14 protein-coding genes are annotated in these 14,791 nt (G+C 68.2%); 10 read left to right on the top strand and 4 right to left on the bottom strand.

The window, feature by feature from the left end; genetic code table 11:
* Nucleotides 1–26: 26 nt before the first annotated feature.
* Nucleotides 27–473: a MarR family winged helix-turn-helix transcriptional regulator gene (locus G3M57_RS12330; protein WP_163230845.1), complete on the bottom strand. Its 447-nt coding sequence runs from the start codon at nucleotides 471–473 to the stop codon at nucleotides 27–29.
* A gap of 76 nt (nucleotides 474–549) precedes the next feature.
* On the opposite strand from G3M57_RS12330, the gene G3M57_RS12325 reads away from it, so the two are divergent.
* Together G3M57_RS12325 and G3M57_RS12320 are read left to right on the top strand one after the other, a co-directional pair.
* A complete protein-coding gene (locus G3M57_RS12325) occupies nucleotides 550–1,290 on the top strand; it encodes a DUF899 domain-containing protein (protein WP_163230843.1) in 741 nt (246 codons plus the stop codon).
* A gap of 2 nt (nucleotides 1,291–1,292) precedes the next feature.
* Entirely contained in the window at nucleotides 1,293–1,544 is a 252-nt protein-coding gene (locus G3M57_RS12320) for a hypothetical protein (RefSeq protein ID WP_056751142.1), read from the top strand.
* On the opposite strand, the gene tet is transcribed toward G3M57_RS12320, so the two are convergent.
* Both tet and G3M57_RS12310 read right to left on the bottom strand, forming a co-directional pair.
* Nucleotides 1,519–2,694, bottom strand: a complete 1,176-nt coding sequence (tet, locus tag G3M57_RS12315) for a Tet(A)/Tet(B)/Tet(C) family tetracycline efflux MFS transporter (RefSeq protein ID WP_163230841.1) — start codon at nucleotides 2,692–2,694, stop codon at nucleotides 1,519–1,521. The two genes, G3M57_RS12320 and tet, sit on opposite strands and share 26 nt — an antisense overlap.
* 84 nt (nucleotides 2,695–2,778) lie before the next feature.
* Nucleotides 2,779–3,174, bottom strand: a complete 396-nt coding sequence (locus G3M57_RS12310) for a DUF983 domain-containing protein (RefSeq protein WP_056751149.1) — start codon at nucleotides 3,172–3,174, stop codon at nucleotides 2,779–2,781.
* Between the two features lie 65 nt (nucleotides 3,175–3,239).
* Between G3M57_RS12310 and G3M57_RS12305 the strand changes: the two genes are divergently transcribed.
* Nucleotides 3,240–4,610 (top strand): aminotransferase-like domain-containing protein, encoded by a 1,371-nt coding sequence (locus G3M57_RS12305; protein WP_230983704.1) that lies wholly within the window; start codon nucleotides 3,240–3,242, stop codon nucleotides 4,608–4,610.
* A gap of 20 nt (nucleotides 4,611–4,630) precedes the next feature.
* Here G3M57_RS12305 and G3M57_RS12300 read toward each other — a convergent pair whose 3' ends face one another.
* Entirely contained in the window at nucleotides 4,631–5,206 is a 576-nt protein-coding gene (locus tag G3M57_RS12300; protein ID WP_056751155.1) for a 2'-5' RNA ligase family protein, read from the bottom strand.
* A gap of 121 nt (nucleotides 5,207–5,327) precedes the next feature.
* On the opposite strand from G3M57_RS12300, the gene G3M57_RS12295 reads away from it, so the two are divergent.
* From G3M57_RS12295 to G3M57_RS12265, 7 genes are all read left to right on the top strand, one after another.
* A complete protein-coding gene (locus G3M57_RS12295) occupies nucleotides 5,328–5,765 on the top strand; it encodes a D-Ala-D-Ala carboxypeptidase family metallohydrolase (RefSeq protein WP_163230837.1) in 438 nt (145 codons plus the stop codon).
* A 212-nt stretch (nucleotides 5,766–5,977) separates the two neighbouring features.
* The gene (locus tag G3M57_RS12290; protein WP_163230835.1) at nucleotides 5,978–7,006 is read left to right on the top strand and encodes a PAS domain-containing sensor histidine kinase; all 1,029 of its coding nucleotides are present in this window, start codon (nucleotides 5,978–5,980) and stop codon (nucleotides 7,004–7,006) included.
* 337 nt (nucleotides 7,007–7,343) lie between these two features.
* Nucleotides 7,344–8,696, top strand: a complete 1,353-nt coding sequence (locus G3M57_RS12285; protein WP_373287662.1) for an alginate export family protein — start codon at nucleotides 7,344–7,346, stop codon at nucleotides 8,694–8,696.
* Between the two features lie 21 nt (nucleotides 8,697–8,717).
* A complete protein-coding gene (locus G3M57_RS12280) occupies nucleotides 8,718–10,016 on the top strand; it encodes a CmpA/NrtA family ABC transporter substrate-binding protein (RefSeq protein WP_163230831.1) in 1,299 nt (432 codons plus the stop codon).
* Between the two features lie 13 nt (nucleotides 10,017–10,029).
* Nucleotides 10,030–10,920, top strand: coding sequence for a nitrate ABC transporter permease (ntrB, locus tag G3M57_RS12275; RefSeq protein WP_056751171.1), 891 nt, complete (start codon nucleotides 10,030–10,032; stop codon nucleotides 10,918–10,920).
* Between the two features lie 11 nt (nucleotides 10,921–10,931).
* On the top strand, nucleotides 10,932–11,717 hold the full coding sequence (locus tag G3M57_RS12270) for an ABC transporter ATP-binding protein (RefSeq protein ID WP_056751175.1): 786 nt from the start codon (nucleotides 10,932–10,934) through the stop codon (nucleotides 11,715–11,717).
* 120 nt (nucleotides 11,718–11,837) lie between these two features.
* Nucleotides 11,838–14,786 (top strand): PAS domain-containing protein, encoded by a 2,949-nt coding sequence (locus G3M57_RS12265; protein ID WP_230983703.1) that lies wholly within the window; start codon nucleotides 11,838–11,840, stop codon nucleotides 14,784–14,786.
* The last annotated feature ends 5 nt before the right edge of the window (nucleotides 14,787–14,791 follow it).

Below are 14,791 nucleotides of genomic sequence, written 5' to 3'. Positions count from 1 at the left end.
CGGACGCCTCACCCGCCGATGGTCGGTCAGGCCAGGGCGAGCAGCCCGGCGCGCAGGGCGTCGCCGCCACCGAGGGGCAGACCCGCCTCGACCTCGGCATGGGTCTGCGTCCAGACCGGCAGGGCCCGCGCCAGCAGGGCCATGCCGGCCTGCGTCAGGGCCAGGCGACGGCTGCGCCGGTCCCGTGGATCAACGCCGACCGTCAGCAGGCCGCGCCGCTCCAAGGGCTTGAGATTGGCGGTCAGGGTCGTGCGATCCATGGCCAGCAGGCCGGACACCGAGCCGATGGTCGGCGGCTCGGGCCGGTTCAGCGACATCAGCAGCGAGAACTGGCCGCTGGTGATCTCAAACGGCGCCAGGGCCTGGTCGAACCGCCGCGCCAGGGCCCGCGCCGCTCGCTGGGCGTGGAGGCACAGACAGGTGTCCCTGACATGAAGCGTGGCGGCGAACGGGACTTCCAGCGGCTTTGACACTTCGTATTTATGTTGATATCAACTCTTTCTGTCAAGGCCGAACGGCCGCCGGGCTCACGCACCAGGGAGAATAACAATGCCCAACCACAAGGTCGCGTCGCGCGAGGAATGGCTTGAGGCCCGCAAGGCGCTGCTGGCCCATGAAAAGGAAGAGACCCGGCTGCGCGACCGTAACGCGGCCGAGCGCCTGGCCCTGCCCTGGGTCAAGGTTGACAAGGCCTACGCCTTCGACACCCCGAGCGGCCGCAAGACCCTGGCCGAGTTGTTCGACGGCCGCAGCCAACTGGTGGTCTACCACTTCATGCTGCCGCCCGAATGGGAGGCCGGCTGCCCGGGCTGTTCGTTCCTGGCCGATCATCTGGACGGAACCCTGCCCCACCTGAACCACCACGACGTGACCCTGATCGCCGTGGCGCGCGCGCCGCTGGACAAGATCGCCGCCTACAAGGCCCGGATGGGCTGGAATTTCCCCTGGGCTTCGTCGTTCGAAAGCGACTTCAATTACGATTTCGGCGTGTCGTTCACGCCGCAGACCATCGCCGCCGGAGCGACCTACAATTTCGAGCCCGTCGGCGAGGACGCCGGCGAGTCGCCCGGCATGAGCGCGTTCTACAAGGACGAGGCCGGCCAAGTGTTCCACACCTATTCCAGCTACGGTCGCGGCGGCGAGGAACTGATCGGGACCTACATGGTTCTCGACCGCGCGCCCTTGGGCCGCAACGAGTCCGGCAACATGGGCGACTGGATGCGCCGCCACGACGAATACGAGGACGCCGCGCCGGCCAAGGCCTGCCATGGCGAAGCGGTTCCGGCCTAGCCATGCTGTGCTGCGCGCTGGGACTGCTGGCCTTGGTGACCGGCGCCTCGGCGCGCGGCCTGCGGGCCCTGCTGGGGGCCTGGCCGGTGGCGATCCTCGCCGGCGGCGCGGTCACGGTCCTAGCGGTCCTGGTTCCGCACCACCTGGAGCACTACCGCCAGCGCGCCCGGGCCCATGACCGCACGGTGCTGGCCGAGATCGTCGCCGCGCCGCTGTGCTCGGGCCGGCCTAGCCGGTCTTTAGCGCCCGGCTGAAGAACACCGGCAGGCACAGCAGATAGAGCGCCGCGCCGGCCAGCCAGACCAAGCCCGGGAACAGGCCGCGCGAGGCGAAGTAGACCTGGCTGATCAGCAGCGGCGCGATCACTGAGGACACCCCGCCCAGGCTGGCCAGCACGCCCTGCAATCGCCCCTGATGCGCCTCGCCGACGCGCGACGACAGCAGCGACTGCAGCGCCGGCCCGCCGACGCCGCCCAGGCAGAACACCGGCAACAACAGGAACGCCATCCAACCGCGCGTGACCAGGGCGATGGCCACATAGGCCGCGGCGTCGGCGACGATGCCGACGGCCAAGGCCCGCTTCTCGCCCCAGCGCTCGCTGATCGGGCCCGCCACGAAGGCCTGGGCCAGAGCGTGGAACAGGCCGAACCCGGCCAGGGAAACGCCAATCGTCAGACCGGTCCAGGCGAACTTGTCTTCGCCGTACAATACCCAGACCGTCCCGCCGACGTCACCGACGACGGCCAGGACCAGGAAGGCGGCCAGCAGCGGCAGCAGGGCGCGAAAACTGAACGCCCAACGCAACGGCCCCAGCGGGTTGAAGCTGGAGAGTTCGATCCTGCCGCCTCGCCCCTTGTGCGACTCGGGCAGGATCAGCAGCGCCACCAGGAAGTTCAGGCCGTTCAGGGCCGCAGCGGCCAGGAAGGGCGCCCGCAGCCAGACGTCGCCGAGCAGGCCGCCGATCACCGGGCCGGCGATGAAGCCCAGGCCAAAACACGCGCTCATGTATCCGAAGCGCCGGATCAGGTGCTCGGCCGGCGTGATGTCGGCGATGTAGGCCGAGGCCACTGCGTTGCTCGCCCCGGTCATCCCCGCGATGGCGCGGCCCACGAACAGCCACCACAACGACGGGGCCAAGGCCAGGAACAGGTAGTCGACCGCCGCCCCGGCCAGAGAGACCAGCAGCACCGGCCGACGGCCGAAACGGTCGCTGAGCGCGCCCAGGATCGGCGCGCAGACGAACTGCATCAGGGCATAGAGCGCCAGGAAAGCGCCGAACCGCCAGCTCAGGTCGCTCGTGTGACCCACCTCGCGCAGCAGGCGCGGAATGATGGGCAATACGAGACCCAGGCCGACCGCATCGAGCGCCACGGCGCCCAAGATGACGCCCAGCGCCCTCTTCATCGTCGCCCCAAGGACCTCTTTCAACCCGACCCGTTCGCACCCGATCATTCGCAGCCACGATCAAGTTGTCCAGTCGGCGCCGTCTTACCGTTTCTGGACGCTGGAAGCGCCGCCCTCGCTGGCGTTGTGGATGTACTGTTCGGCGACCAGCCAGGCTTTGACGGGCCGCAGGGTGCCCAGACAGCCGATCAGCAAGGCCGGAAAGACGGTCGCGAACTGCGCCCAAAGCGGCGGGCTCCAGGCGATCACCGCCCAGGCCCAGACCGCGATCACCAAAATACCCACGCCCGTCATGACGAAGAAGGCCGGGCCGTCCGCCGGATCGGCGAAGCCATAGTCGAGCCCGCAACGGTCACAGCGTTTGGCCAGGCGCAGGAAGCCGCCGAACAGCTTGCCCTCGCCGCAGCGCGGGCAACGGCAGAGCAGCCCGGCTTGCAAGCTCGTCGGACTGTCGAAATGGGTGATGAGGGGCCGTTCCATACAATGTGAGCCTTGTTGCATACATTCTATACAAAATGTATGCATCACGCCATGGAAAAGCAACCATGACTCGGGATCGACCGACGACCGCCTGGCTGCGGCACGTCCGCGCGGGCGATGGCCGCCCAATCTATCTGGCGCTGGTCGACGCCCTTGAAACGGCGATGCGCGAGGGCGAGTTGCAGCCGGGCGATCAATTGCCGCCCCAGCGCGTCGTGGCCGACCAGCTGGGCGTCGACTTCACCACCATCACCCGCGCCTATGGGGCCGCCCGAGGCCGGGGCCTTGTCGAGGGCGCGGTGGGACGCGGCACCTTCGTACGTCGCCGCGCCATGGAGGACGAGGCTGGACTGGTCGATCTGAGCATGAACCTGCCGCCGCCGCCGCAGGGCGTGTCCTTGGCGACGCTGCTCAAGGAAACGACCGCCGCGATCCTCGACCGCACCGACGTGGCGACCCTGATGGCCTATCACGCCGGTCCCGGCGCGCCAGGACAGCGCGCGGCCGGCGCGGCGTGGCTGGCGCCTGCCCTGGGCCCGATCGGATCCGAGCGGATCGTGGTCAGCCCTGGAGCGCAGTCGGCCCTGACGGCGGTTCTCACCATGATCGCCTCGCTCGGCGCCGGTCTTGTGGTCGAGCCCCTGACCTATCCCGGAATCATCGCCCTGACCGCGCGGCTGGGCCTGCGCTTGATTCCCTGCCCGGTGGACGCCGAAGGCTTCCTGCCCGAGGTCCTGGCCCGACTCTGCGCCGAACAGAAGCCCGCCGCCGTCTATCTGGTCCCGACCACCCGCAATCCGGTCGCCACGACCATGGGCTTGGCGCGGCGTCGCGAGATCGCCGCTACCGTCCTCGCCAGCGACGCCTGGCTGATCGAGGACGATCCCTACAGCCGGCTGTTCGACAGCCCCCTGCCCGCCATCGCCTCATTGGCGCCGGAGCGGTCCTTCCACATCGCCACGCTGTCCAAGACCCTGTCGCCGGGCCTGCGCACCGCCTTCGTATCGACCCCGACCGCCGCGATGGCCCGACAGGTGGCCGACGCGCTGCACGCCACCGCCCTGATGGGATCGCCCCTGACCACGGCCATCGCCATCCGCTGGCTCCGCGACGGAACCGCCGAACGGATCCTGGCCGGCGTGCGGCGCGAGGCCCGGATGCGGCGAGCCCTCGCCGCCGAGGTCTTGCCCGCCGCCCAAGGTGACGCCGAGGGGCTTCACGTCTGGCTGGACCTGCCGCCCGGCCTGGACACCAACGGCTTTCGCACGCTGGCGGCCGCGCGCGGCCTGGCCCTCGTCGCGTCGGACGCCTTCGCCACGACGCCTGACGCGCCCGTCGGACTGCGCATCTCGCTGGGAGGTCCCGCCAAGGCGTCGCTGCTGCGCCAGGCGTTGGACCATGTCTCGGCCCTGCTGAAGCCACCGCTGATCATCTGACGCGACGAGGGCCCTCGCTTTCAGCGCAACGTCCATCGCGCCAGCGGGATATGCTCGGTCCGCCCCAGCAGGCTATGGACGAGGGTGAAGCCGCCGACAGTCCATCGGATCGGCGGAAGCGGCTGTTCGGCGACCAGTCGTCTGTCGTAGAGCATCGTCACGTGCGGCGTGAACGTCCTGTCCACCCACTTGCCAAGGCCGGCCCGCGCCATTTCCAGACCCAGGTCGCGCTGGAAGGCCTTGAGGGCTTCCAGCCCCTCGCCGCCCTGCAGGACGAACGGATTGTTGCCGCCGTTGTGGAAGCTGGCGGCGCGATCGAAGAGGACCTCGAACGGCGGGGCCGTCATCGCCTCGGCCGCCTGACGGGCCATCGCCACGATATCGCGCCGCACGCCGGCGTGGTCGCCCAGGTGATGCAGGGTGATGTGAAACCGTTCGGGCGCCAGCGGCCGGCCGCCTAGCTGGTGCGAGGCGCGCAAGGCGTCGGCATGGCGGGCGATACCGGCCGCGGTTTCCACATCGGGAAAGATCGCGAAAAACAGCCGATCGGTGACGGGCGGCGCGTCGAAGAGGGAGAACTGGTCGGTCACCGGCATATTCTGTCCAGATTCCAGAGCCTGCGCCACGGATCCGCCCCGCCGTTTTCCAAGTCTCGGAATTCCCGTTTGGATTGTGATATCTAAGCGCTAATCTTTCGCGACACCCGGAGGGGCGGCCATGAAGCTCAGCGCGCATTTCTCGCTGGAGGAATTCACCATTTCCAGCAAGGCGCTATCGATGGGCGTCAGGAACGACCCGACCCCGGCGCATCTGGAAAACCTCAAACACCTGGCCGAACGCATGGAAGCCGTTCGCGCGCTGTTCAACCGGCCGGTCGAGATCACCAGCGCCTACCGAAATCCGCAGGTCAACGCCGCGGTCGGCGGCGTGCCGACCTCGGCCCACGCCTTGGGTCACGCCGCCGATTTCCACGTCGACGGCCTGAACGACCTGGACGTCGCCAAAGGCGTCCGCGACAGCGGATTGAAGTTCGATCAGCTGATCTACGAAAAGAGCCGCTGCGTGCACATCAGCTTCGATCCCAGGCTGCGCCGCCAGGTGATGCGCCAACCCGGCGGACCGGGATCGGCGGTCTATAACGGCCTGGAGCCCTAGCTTCGCCTCCGCGCCGCACTTCCCTATCAGCCGGAATCGGAGGTCCCACCCTTGCGGCGAACGCAGGCGCCATTCGGCCGTGGAGCGTTGAAATATAAGTTTTGGAGCCTGGCCCGCGAGGGTGAACAATGCGCGGCCTCGTCACGCCGCTGACCGCGCGTCATGACCTACAGAACATAAGGCTCACTACGGAAATGCACACGGCTCACGAGATGAGCGAAGGGTCCGCCTCCGGTTTGTACGAAGTCATTCTCGACACCGTCACGGCGAACGTGGCGATCCTGAACGCCGAGGGTGAGATCGTCGCGGTGAACGACGCCTGGGCGCAGTTCGCCGCGTTCAACGCGCCGCCGCTGGAAAACCATGGGCTGGGCCTGAACTACATCGCCTTCTGCGACAGCCTGGGCGGGTCCGAGACGTCCGAAGCGGCCGCCGGCCTCCGAGGCCTGCTGGCGGGCGAGGCCGGGCCTTTTCGCCATGAATACCAGATGGACCTAGCCAGCGGTCCGCTGTGGGCCAGGATGATCGCCACGCGCATCTCCAGCAACGGCCGAACCCTGGTGATCGTGGCCCAGGAGGACATCACCGTTCAGCGCCATGCCCAGGCGGCCCTTGGACGCGCCACCGCCGCGCTGCTCCATGCCGAGGACGACGAGCGCCGGCGCATCGCGCGCGAGCTTCACGACGGAACCGCCCAGTACCTCACCGGCGCCAAGCTGATGCTGGGCGCCATGAAGGTCGAAGGCCGCGCGGAAAAGGTTCGCGTCGAGATCGAGGCCCTGCTGGTCAACGCCTTGGAAGAGATCCGCAGCCTTTCCTACGTCATGCACCCTCCGGCTCTGGAGGAGACGGGCCTGGGCCCCGCCATTCGGCAGATGGCGGAAGGCTTCGCGCGGCGCACGGGACTATCGCTGCAGATCGATATCGCCGACGACTTTCCGAAGATGGCCCGCCGGACCGAGGTGGCGCTGTATCGCGTCGCTCAGGAGGCCCTGGCCAATGTGCATCGCCACTCCGGCAGCCCGCGCGCCGCGATCGGTCTGCGGCTGGCCGGCGAAATGGTGCTGTTGTCGATCCGCGACTACGGGGTGGGTCTGCCGGACGGTGCTTCGGCGACGTCGGGCGTCGGCCTGGCGGGCATGCGCTTGCGGCTGGAATTCGTGAACGGTCACATCTCCCTGACCAGCGCCTTTCCCGGCGTGTTGGTCGAAGCCTGGGCGCCGTTTCAGCCCAAGGACTAGGTAGCTGGTCGTCCGACCCGGCCCGCCGCCCTTTCCAAACGCGCGAAATCCGGGCAGCTCCTCTGTCGTCCGTGCACCGCTGCTGTGCAAATCACCCCGTTTTCATGCTGCGATGCGACATGGTGCAGTTTTCGGATTGCCGCGCCGGCCGGTCGGCTCCCTCCTAGTCTCAACACGCGGGACAACGACGTTCCGCTAAGGCCTGAGAGGGCCGCCCGGCGGCGATGCAGCCGCTTGGTACCGTTTGGACAACGACGTCCGGAGTGATCGCTGAAGCGGTCGCGCCGGGCGTTTTTTTTGGCCTTCTGGGGGATAGACCATGCCAAGCCTACGAAAAATGCTGCTTTGCAGCACGACTTTCTGCGCCTTGATTCTGGGTGGCGCAGCCCATGCTCAATCGGCGCCGGAACCGGTGGCGACCACCGGCGAACAGCCGGCCGAAGCCACCGAACCGCCGCCCCCCGCGCCGCCGCCGCCGACCTTCAGCGACCAGGTCGCCGCCGGGAAACTGATCCTGGAAGTCCGCGCCCGCTACGAAAGCGTCGACCAGACCAAGACCGCCACCCTCAAGGATGACGCCTCGGCCTTCACCATCCGCACCCGCCTGGGCTGGGAGACCGCCGAGTTCCACGGCGTGAAGGGCCTGATCGAGTTCGAGGACGTCCGCCAGGCCGGTCCCGAGCACTACGCCGTCAACGTCCCGGGTGCGACCACCGCCCCCCTGAACGGCGCCGACAAGGCGCGCTATCCCGTCGTCAACGACCCGGACGTGACCGAACTCAACCGCGCCCAGCTGACCTGGACGCCCAGCGCCGCCCTGCAGGTGGTCGCCGGCCGCCAGCGCATCCTGCTCGACGATCAGCGCTTCGTCGGCAATGTGGGCTGGCGCCAGGACGAGCAGACCTTCGACGCCATCCGCACCGACGTCGCCTACGGTCGATTCAAGGCGACCTATGCCTACATCTCGCACGTCAACCGCATCCTGGGCGAACTGCGCGACTGGGACAGCGACAGCCACCTGCTCAACGCCACCTGGTCGCCGGCCGAGGCCCTGCGTCTGCAAGGCTTCGTCTATGCCCTGGACTTCGGCAATTCGGCGGTCAACTCGTCTCTGACCAAGGGCGTCAAGGCGTCGGGTAAGACCTGGGTCGGCCTCTACCAGCTGGCCTACAACGCCACCTACGCCAAGCAGTCGGACTACCACCACAATACGCCGAACTTCGACCTCGCCTATTTCGGCGGCGATGTCTCCGGCACGTTCGACATCTACACCGTCAAGGCCAGCTACGAGTCGCTGGAAGGCGACGGGACGCGCGGGTTCACAACGCCCCTGGCCACCGTCCACGCCTTCCAGGGCTGGTCCGACGCCTTCGTTTCGCCGGGCGGCAACAAGAGCTTCGTCGACGGCATCGAGGACGCCAACCTCAGCTTCAACGCCAAGCCTCGGTTCAAGCGGACCTACTTCTTCAACACCGACATCCAGGTCCGCTACCACGACTTCAACGACCAGCGGACCGGCGCCGACCTCGGTCACGAGTGGGACGTCGCCTTCGCCGCCGCCATCACGCCCAAGCTCTCGATCCAGCTGAAGTACGCCGACTTCCAGCGCGAAGCGACCGTGCCCGCGGGCACGGCGACGCCGCCGGCGTCGCGGACCAAGGCCTGGTTCACCCTCGAATACAAACTCTGACCTCCAGCGGGATTTGAGATCATGACCAAGACCGACAAGACCGCCGCCAAGCCAGACACAGGCCTGACCCGCCGCCACGCCCTGGTGGGCGCGGCCGCCACCGTCGCCGCCGCCAAGGCGCTGTTCCCGGCCGGCGCCCATGCGGCCGGCGCCGGACCCGAAGTGGCCAAGGCCCGCCTGGGCTTCATCGCCCTGACCGACTCCGCGCCGGTGATCATCGCCAAGGAGCGCGGGCTGTTCGCCAAGTACGGCCTGCCCGACATCGAGGTGGTCAAGCAGGCCTCCTGGGCCGCCACCCGCGACAACCTGGTGCTGGGCTCCGAGCGCGGCGGCATCGACGGCGCCCATATCCTCTCGCCCATGCCTTATCTGATGACCACGGGCGCGATCACCGGCGGCGCGCCGACGCCGATGTACATCCTGGCTCGCCTCAACACCAACGGCCAAGGCATCTCGGTCGGCAACGACCTGAAGGCGGTCAAGGTCGGGCTCAACAGCGGCGGCGCCAAGGCCAAGTTCCTGCAGATGAAGGCCGCCGGCAACATCGCCAAGGTGGCGATGACCTTCCGGGGCGGCACCCACGACCTGTGGGTGCGCTATTGGCTGGCGGCCGGCGGCATCAATCCCGAGACCGACGTCGCCACCATCGTCATCCCGCCGCCCCAGATGGTGGCCAACATGAAGGCCGGCACCCAGGATGCGTTCTGCGTGGGCGAGCCGTGGAACGGCCAGCTGGTCAACCAGCGGGTCGGCTATACCGCCTGCCTGACCTCGGAACTGTGGATGAACCACCCCGAGAAGGCTCTGGGCATGCGCGCCGCCTGGGTGGACAAGTACCCCCGCGCCGCGCAGGCGATCACGGCCGCCGTGCAGGAAGCGCAGCTGTGGTGCGACAAGGCCGCGAACCTGCCGGCCATGTGCTCGATCGTCTCGGGCCGCCAGTACGTCAACGTGCCGATGGGCGACATCCTGCCCCGCCTGCAGGGCACGGTGGATTATGGCGACGGCCGCACGCTGAAGAATTCGCCGCACCGCATGAAGTTCTGGGCCGACAACGCCAGCTTCCCGTTCAAGTCGCACGACCTGTGGTTCCTGACCGAGGACATCCGCTGGGGCGTGCTGCCGCAGAAGACCAACACCCAGGCGCTGGTCACCAAGGTCAACCGCTCGGATATCTGGCGCGCGGCGGCCAAGAGCATCGGCCAGGCCGGGCCGGCCGGCGACAGCCGGGGCGTCGAGCGGTTCTTCGACGGCAAGGTGTTCGACCCGGCCAATCCGGGCGCCTATCTGGCCAGCCAGCCGATCAAGAAGCTGGTCTAGGGAGGGCGTGCGCATGACCTTTCCCAAGCCCTCCTTCACACCGGCCGAGCCGGTCGCCGCGCCGGTGATCGCCCCGCCGGTCGCCGAGCCGCGCGCCTCGCGCGGGTCGGAGATCGTCCGCCGGGCAGGTGCGACGGCGGCGGCTGTGGTGCCGCCACTGCTGACCCTTCTGGCGATCCTGGGCCTGTGGCAGGCGGCGATCGGCGACTCCTATGGCGGGCTGCCGTCGCCGGTCCAGGTGTGGACCGACTCCAAAGACCTGATCCTCAACCCGTTCTTCGATCACGGCGGCGTCGACAAGGGCCTGTTCTGGCACGTGCTGACCAGCCTCAAGCGGGTCGGGGTCGGCTTCTCGATCTCCGCGATCTGCGGGGTGATGCTGGGCGTGCTGATCGGCTCCAACCGCTGGGCGCACCGGGGTCTGGACCCGATCTTCCAGGTGCTGCGCACCGTGCCGCCCCTGGCCTGGCTGCCGATCTCCCTGGCCGCCTTCCGCGAGGCGCAGCCCTCGGCCCTGTTCGTGATCTTCATCACCTCGATCTGGCCGATCATCATCAACACCGCCGTCGGCGTGCGCAACATCCCGACCGACTATGTCAATGTCGCCAAGGTGCTGCGGCTGTCGCCGATCGAGTATTTCTTCAAGATCCTGCTGCCGGCCACCACGCCCTACATCTTCACCGGCCTTCGCATCGGCATCGGCATGAGCTGGCTGGCCATCGTCGCCTCCGAGATGCTGTTGGGCGGCGTCGGCGTCGGCTTCTTCATCTGGGACCAGTACAACGCCTCGCGCATCTCCGACATCATCGTGGCCTTGGCCTGGGTCGGACTGACCGGCTTCTTCCTCGATCGCCTGGTGGCCCTGCTGGGCCACGTCATCTCGCGCGGCAACGCGGCGAGCTAGGAGACACAACCATGGCCAAGGCCTATCTCTCCATCGAAGGCGTCGGCGTCACCTTCGCCAAGGGCGCCGCCCGCTCCGAGGTGCTCACCGGCGTCGATCTGAAGGTCGACAAGGGCGAGTTCGTCTCGATCATCGGCCACTCGGGGTGCGGCAAGTCCACCTTGCTGAACGTGGTCGCCGGCCTCGTGCCGGTGACGACCGGCGCCGTGATCCTCGACAAGCAGGAGGTCAACGCCCCGGGGCCGGACCGGGCGGTGGTGTTCCAGAACCACTCGCTACTGCCCTGGCTGTCGGTGCGTGAGAATGTCTCGCTGGCGGTCGACAAGGTGTTCGGCAGGACCAAAACGGCGGCCGAGCGCCGCGATTGGACGCTGCACAACCTGGAGCTGGTCAAGATGACCCACGCCCTGGACAAGCGCCCCTCGGAAATCTCCGGCGGCATGAAGCAGCGGGTCGGCATTGCGCGCGCGCTGGCCATGGAGCCCAAGGTGCTGCTGCTGGACGAGCCGTTCGGCGCGCTGGACGCCCTGACCCGCGCCCACCTGCAGGACAGCGTCATGGAGATCCACGCGACGCTGAAGAACACCGTGCTGATGGTCACCCACGACGTCGACGAGGCGGCCCTGCTGTCGGATCGCATCGTGATGATGACCAACGGCCCCCGCGCCGCGATCGGCCAGGTGCTCGACGTAGGCCTCCAGCGCCCCCGCGATCGTCTCGCCGTGGCCGAGAATCCGACCTATATCCACGCCCGGGCGGCGGTGATCGAGTTTCTGTACGCCCGACGCGCGGCCTGAAGGAGAGGCCGACCGGCGTTACGGGCGAATTCCGCCGCGGCCCGGCGGCGCTATCGTGGGTTGCGCGCGACCACAGTTGAGATACGACTATCGGCCTCGTAGTTCAGCTCGGGGAGCGCCTTGGCCGACCCCACGCCAGCAGGAACCCTGGGACCGGACGCTGCGGGGTTGGCGCGACCTTCTCGCCCCGCAGTCGTCATACTGGTCGTCTTTGGCCTCATCGGCGGCCTGCTGCTGGCCAGCAAGCCCGGGACCTACCCGAACCTTCACACCATCCTCGATACGGGCGTGGGGCTGCTGTCGGGGATTCTGGCGCTGAAGCTGTGGGGCGCCGGACAGCGCGAAGGCGGCCATATCGCCAGGCGGCTCGCCCTCGTTTTCCTGGCGACCTTCGCCATGGAGATGGTCCATGTCCTGGTGACCGTCGAGTGGTCGGGGCCCCTGGCTCCGATCAAGGCCTCCAGCGGGGTGCTGCGGCCGTCGACCTGGCCGCCGCCGTCCCACCTGCTGCCCCTCGGGGTGATCGGAGCCCTGCTCTGGCCCACGACGAGGCGCTCTGGCCTGGCGACGTTCGCCTCGGCGGTCCTGGCGACCGCCATCGTGCTGTTCGCCGTCTACCAGCGGCTGCCGACCTATCTGCCGCCGGGTCCACTGGGGATCACCCGGCCCACGCTGATCCTGGCGCCTATGTTCTGGATCGCGGCGGGCTTGTTGGCGTGGCGCCTGGCGGACCGCGACCGGGTCGTCCGGGCGCTGCCGATGACCGCCGTCATCCTGGCCGCCGCCAACGCCCTGATCCTCTATTCCCGCTCTCCCGCCGACGCGCCGGCGATGGCCTCGCACCTGGGCAAGATGGCCGGCGAGCTTACCCTGCTGTTCTTCCTGTTCCAGACGGCGTCGCGCGACATGGGCGATCGTGTCCGCGTCGAGACCGCCCTGTCGCAGCTGAACGCCGAGCTGGACCAGCGCGTGGCCGAGCGGACCGCCCAACTGGAAGCCGAGACGCAGGCGCGCCAGAAGGGACAGCGCCTGCTGGAGGCGGTGGTCGAAAACTCGCCCGCCGTCATCTACGTCAAGGATCTCGACGGCCGGTATCTGATGGTCAATCGTCGCTACGGCGACATCTTCCACATCGACCGGGACGCGATGGTCGGGCGCACGGATCACGACATCTTTCCGCTGGAGATCGCCGACGCGTTCCGCACCATGGACGTCCGCGTCGCCGCGGCCGACCAGCCGCTGACCGAGGAAGAAAGCGCCCCGCACGACGACGGCCCCCACGCCTACATCTCGGTGAAGTCCCCCCTGCGCGACGAAACCGGCCAAGTCTACGCGGTATTCGGCATCTCGACCGACATCACCGAGCGCAAGGACGCCGAGGCCAAGCTGCACACACAGTTGCAGCGAATGGGCCTGCTGGACGAGATCACCCGCGCCATCGGCGAGCGGCAGGACAACCAGAGCATCTTCCAGGTCGTCGTGCGGAGCATCGAGGACCAGCTGCCGGCCGATTTCGCGTGTCTTTGCCTCTACGATGACCTGGAGCGTGCGCTGACGGTCGCTGCTGTCGGGGTCAACAGCCAGGCCCTGGCGCTCGAACTGGCCATGCCGGAACGCGCCCAGGTCGACATCGACGAGAACGGCCTCTCCCAGTGCGTTCGAGGCCGCCTGGTCTACGAGCCGGACATCGCCCAGGTCCCCTTCCCGTTCCCAAGACGGCTCGCGGGCGGCGGCCTGGGATCGATGGTCTGCGCGCCCCTGCAGGTCGAGAGCAAGGTGTTCGGCGTACTGGTCGTGGCCCGCTTCCAGCCGAACGCCTTCGTCAGCGCCGAGTGCGAGTTCCTGCGTCAGCTGAGCGAGCACGTCGCCTTGGCCGCCCACCAGGCCCAGCTGCACAGCGCGCTACAGGCGGCCTATGACGACCTGCGCCAATCCCAGCAGGCGATCCTGCAGCAGGAGCGACTGAAGGCGCTGGGCCAGATGGCCAGCGGCATCGCCCACGACATCAACAACGCGCTGTCGCCCGTCTCGCTCTATACCGAAGCGATGATCGAGACCGAACCGGGCCTCAGCGCTGCGGGACGCGGCCAGTTGGAGATCATCCGTCGCGCCGTCGAGGACGTGGGCCAGACAATCGGCAAGATGCGCGAGTTCTACAGGCTGCGTGAAACCCAGTTGGAGACCGAGCCCGTCCAGCTGAACCAGCTCGTCGGCCAGGTGCTGGAACTCACCCGGGCGCGGTGGAACGACATGGCCATGCAGCGCGGCGTCGTCATCAAGGTGGAGACCGCTCTGGCCGACGACCTGCCGGCGGTGATGGGCGTGGCCAGCGAGATCCGCGAAGCCCTGGTCAATCTGGTGTTCAACGCCATCGACGCCATGCCCGACGGCGGCGTCCTGACGGTGAACACCGCCCGGCTGGCCACGGACGTCGGCGACGCCGTGCGGGTCAGCGTCGCGGACAACGGAATCGGCATGGACGCCGAGGCCCGTCGGCGATGTCTCGAACCCTTCTTCACGACCAAGGGCGAACGCGGCACCGGATTGGGTCTGGCCATGGTCTATGGGGTCGCTCAGCGCCACGGCGCTGAACTGGACGTCCTGTCCTCGCCCGGCGCCGGCGCGACGATCTCGCTGACCTTCGCCCGGGCGGCGGATGATCGCGCCGCTCCGACAACTCCGGCGGCTGTTCCACGGCGGCGGTTGCGCCTGCTGCTGGTGGACGACGACCCCGTTCTGCTCAAGGCCCTGAGCGACGCCCTGGAAAACGACGGCCATGTCGTGACCATCGCCAATGGCGGCGGCGCGGGAATCGAAGCCTTCGAGGCCAGCCAGGGCGGCGACCGCTTCGACGCCGTCTTCACGGACCTGGGCATGCCCTATGTCGACGGCCGTCGCGTGGCGGCCGCGATCAAGGGGCTGTCGGCTACGACGCCGGTGATCCTGCTCACGGGCTGGGGCCAGGGACTGCTCGCCGACGACGACGTCCCGCCCCATATTGATCTGGTGCTGAGCAAGCCGCCCAAGCTGCGCGAGCTCCGCGCGGCCCTCGCCCGCTTCACGACATGAGCCGC

Source organism: Caulobacter rhizosphaerae (genome assembly GCF_010977555.1).
GTDB lineage: Bacteria > Pseudomonadota > Alphaproteobacteria > Caulobacterales > Caulobacteraceae > Caulobacter > Caulobacter rhizosphaerae.
Note: the sequence above shows the minus strand (reverse complement) of the source record. Positions and strands in the feature narration are given on the sequence as shown.

What these genes read in the sequence shown, in the direction of transcription:
- G3M57_RS12280 (WP_163230831.1), top strand. Translation starts at nt 8,718, where the DNA reads ATGACCAAGACCGACAAGACCGCCGCCAAGCCAGACACAGGCCTGACC.
- ntrB (WP_056751171.1), top strand. Translation starts at nt 10,030, where the DNA reads ATGACCTTTCCCAAGCCCTCCTTCACACCGGCCGAGCCGGTCGCCGCG.
- G3M57_RS12270 (WP_056751175.1), top strand. Translation starts at nt 10,932, where the DNA reads ATGGCCAAGGCCTATCTCTCCATCGAAGGCGTCGGCGTCACCTTCGCC.
- G3M57_RS12325 (WP_163230843.1), top strand. Translation starts at nt 550, where the DNA reads ATGCCCAACCACAAGGTCGCGTCGCGCGAGGAATGGCTTGAGGCCCGC.
- G3M57_RS12310 (WP_056751149.1), bottom strand. Translation starts at nt 3,174, where the DNA reads ATGGAACGGCCCCTCATCACCCATTTCGACAGTCCGACGAGCTTGCAA.
- G3M57_RS12285 (WP_373287662.1), top strand. Translation starts at nt 7,344, where the DNA reads ATGCTGCTTTGCAGCACGACTTTCTGCGCCTTGATTCTGGGTGGCGCA.
- G3M57_RS12320 (WP_056751142.1), top strand. Translation starts at nt 1,293, where the DNA reads ATGCTGTGCTGCGCGCTGGGACTGCTGGCCTTGGTGACCGGCGCCTCG.
- tet (WP_163230841.1), bottom strand. Translation starts at nt 2,694, where the DNA reads ATGAAGAGGGCGCTGGGCGTCATCTTGGGCGCCGTGGCGCTCGATGCG.
- G3M57_RS12305 (WP_230983704.1), top strand. Translation starts at nt 3,240, where the DNA reads ATGACTCGGGATCGACCGACGACCGCCTGGCTGCGGCACGTCCGCGCG.
- G3M57_RS12295 (WP_163230837.1), top strand. Translation starts at nt 5,328, where the DNA reads ATGAAGCTCAGCGCGCATTTCTCGCTGGAGGAATTCACCATTTCCAGC.
- G3M57_RS12300 (WP_056751155.1), bottom strand. Translation starts at nt 5,206, where the DNA reads ATGCCGGTGACCGACCAGTTCTCCCTCTTCGACGCGCCGCCCGTCACC.
- G3M57_RS12290 (WP_163230835.1), top strand. Translation starts at nt 5,978, where the DNA reads ATGAGCGAAGGGTCCGCCTCCGGTTTGTACGAAGTCATTCTCGACACC.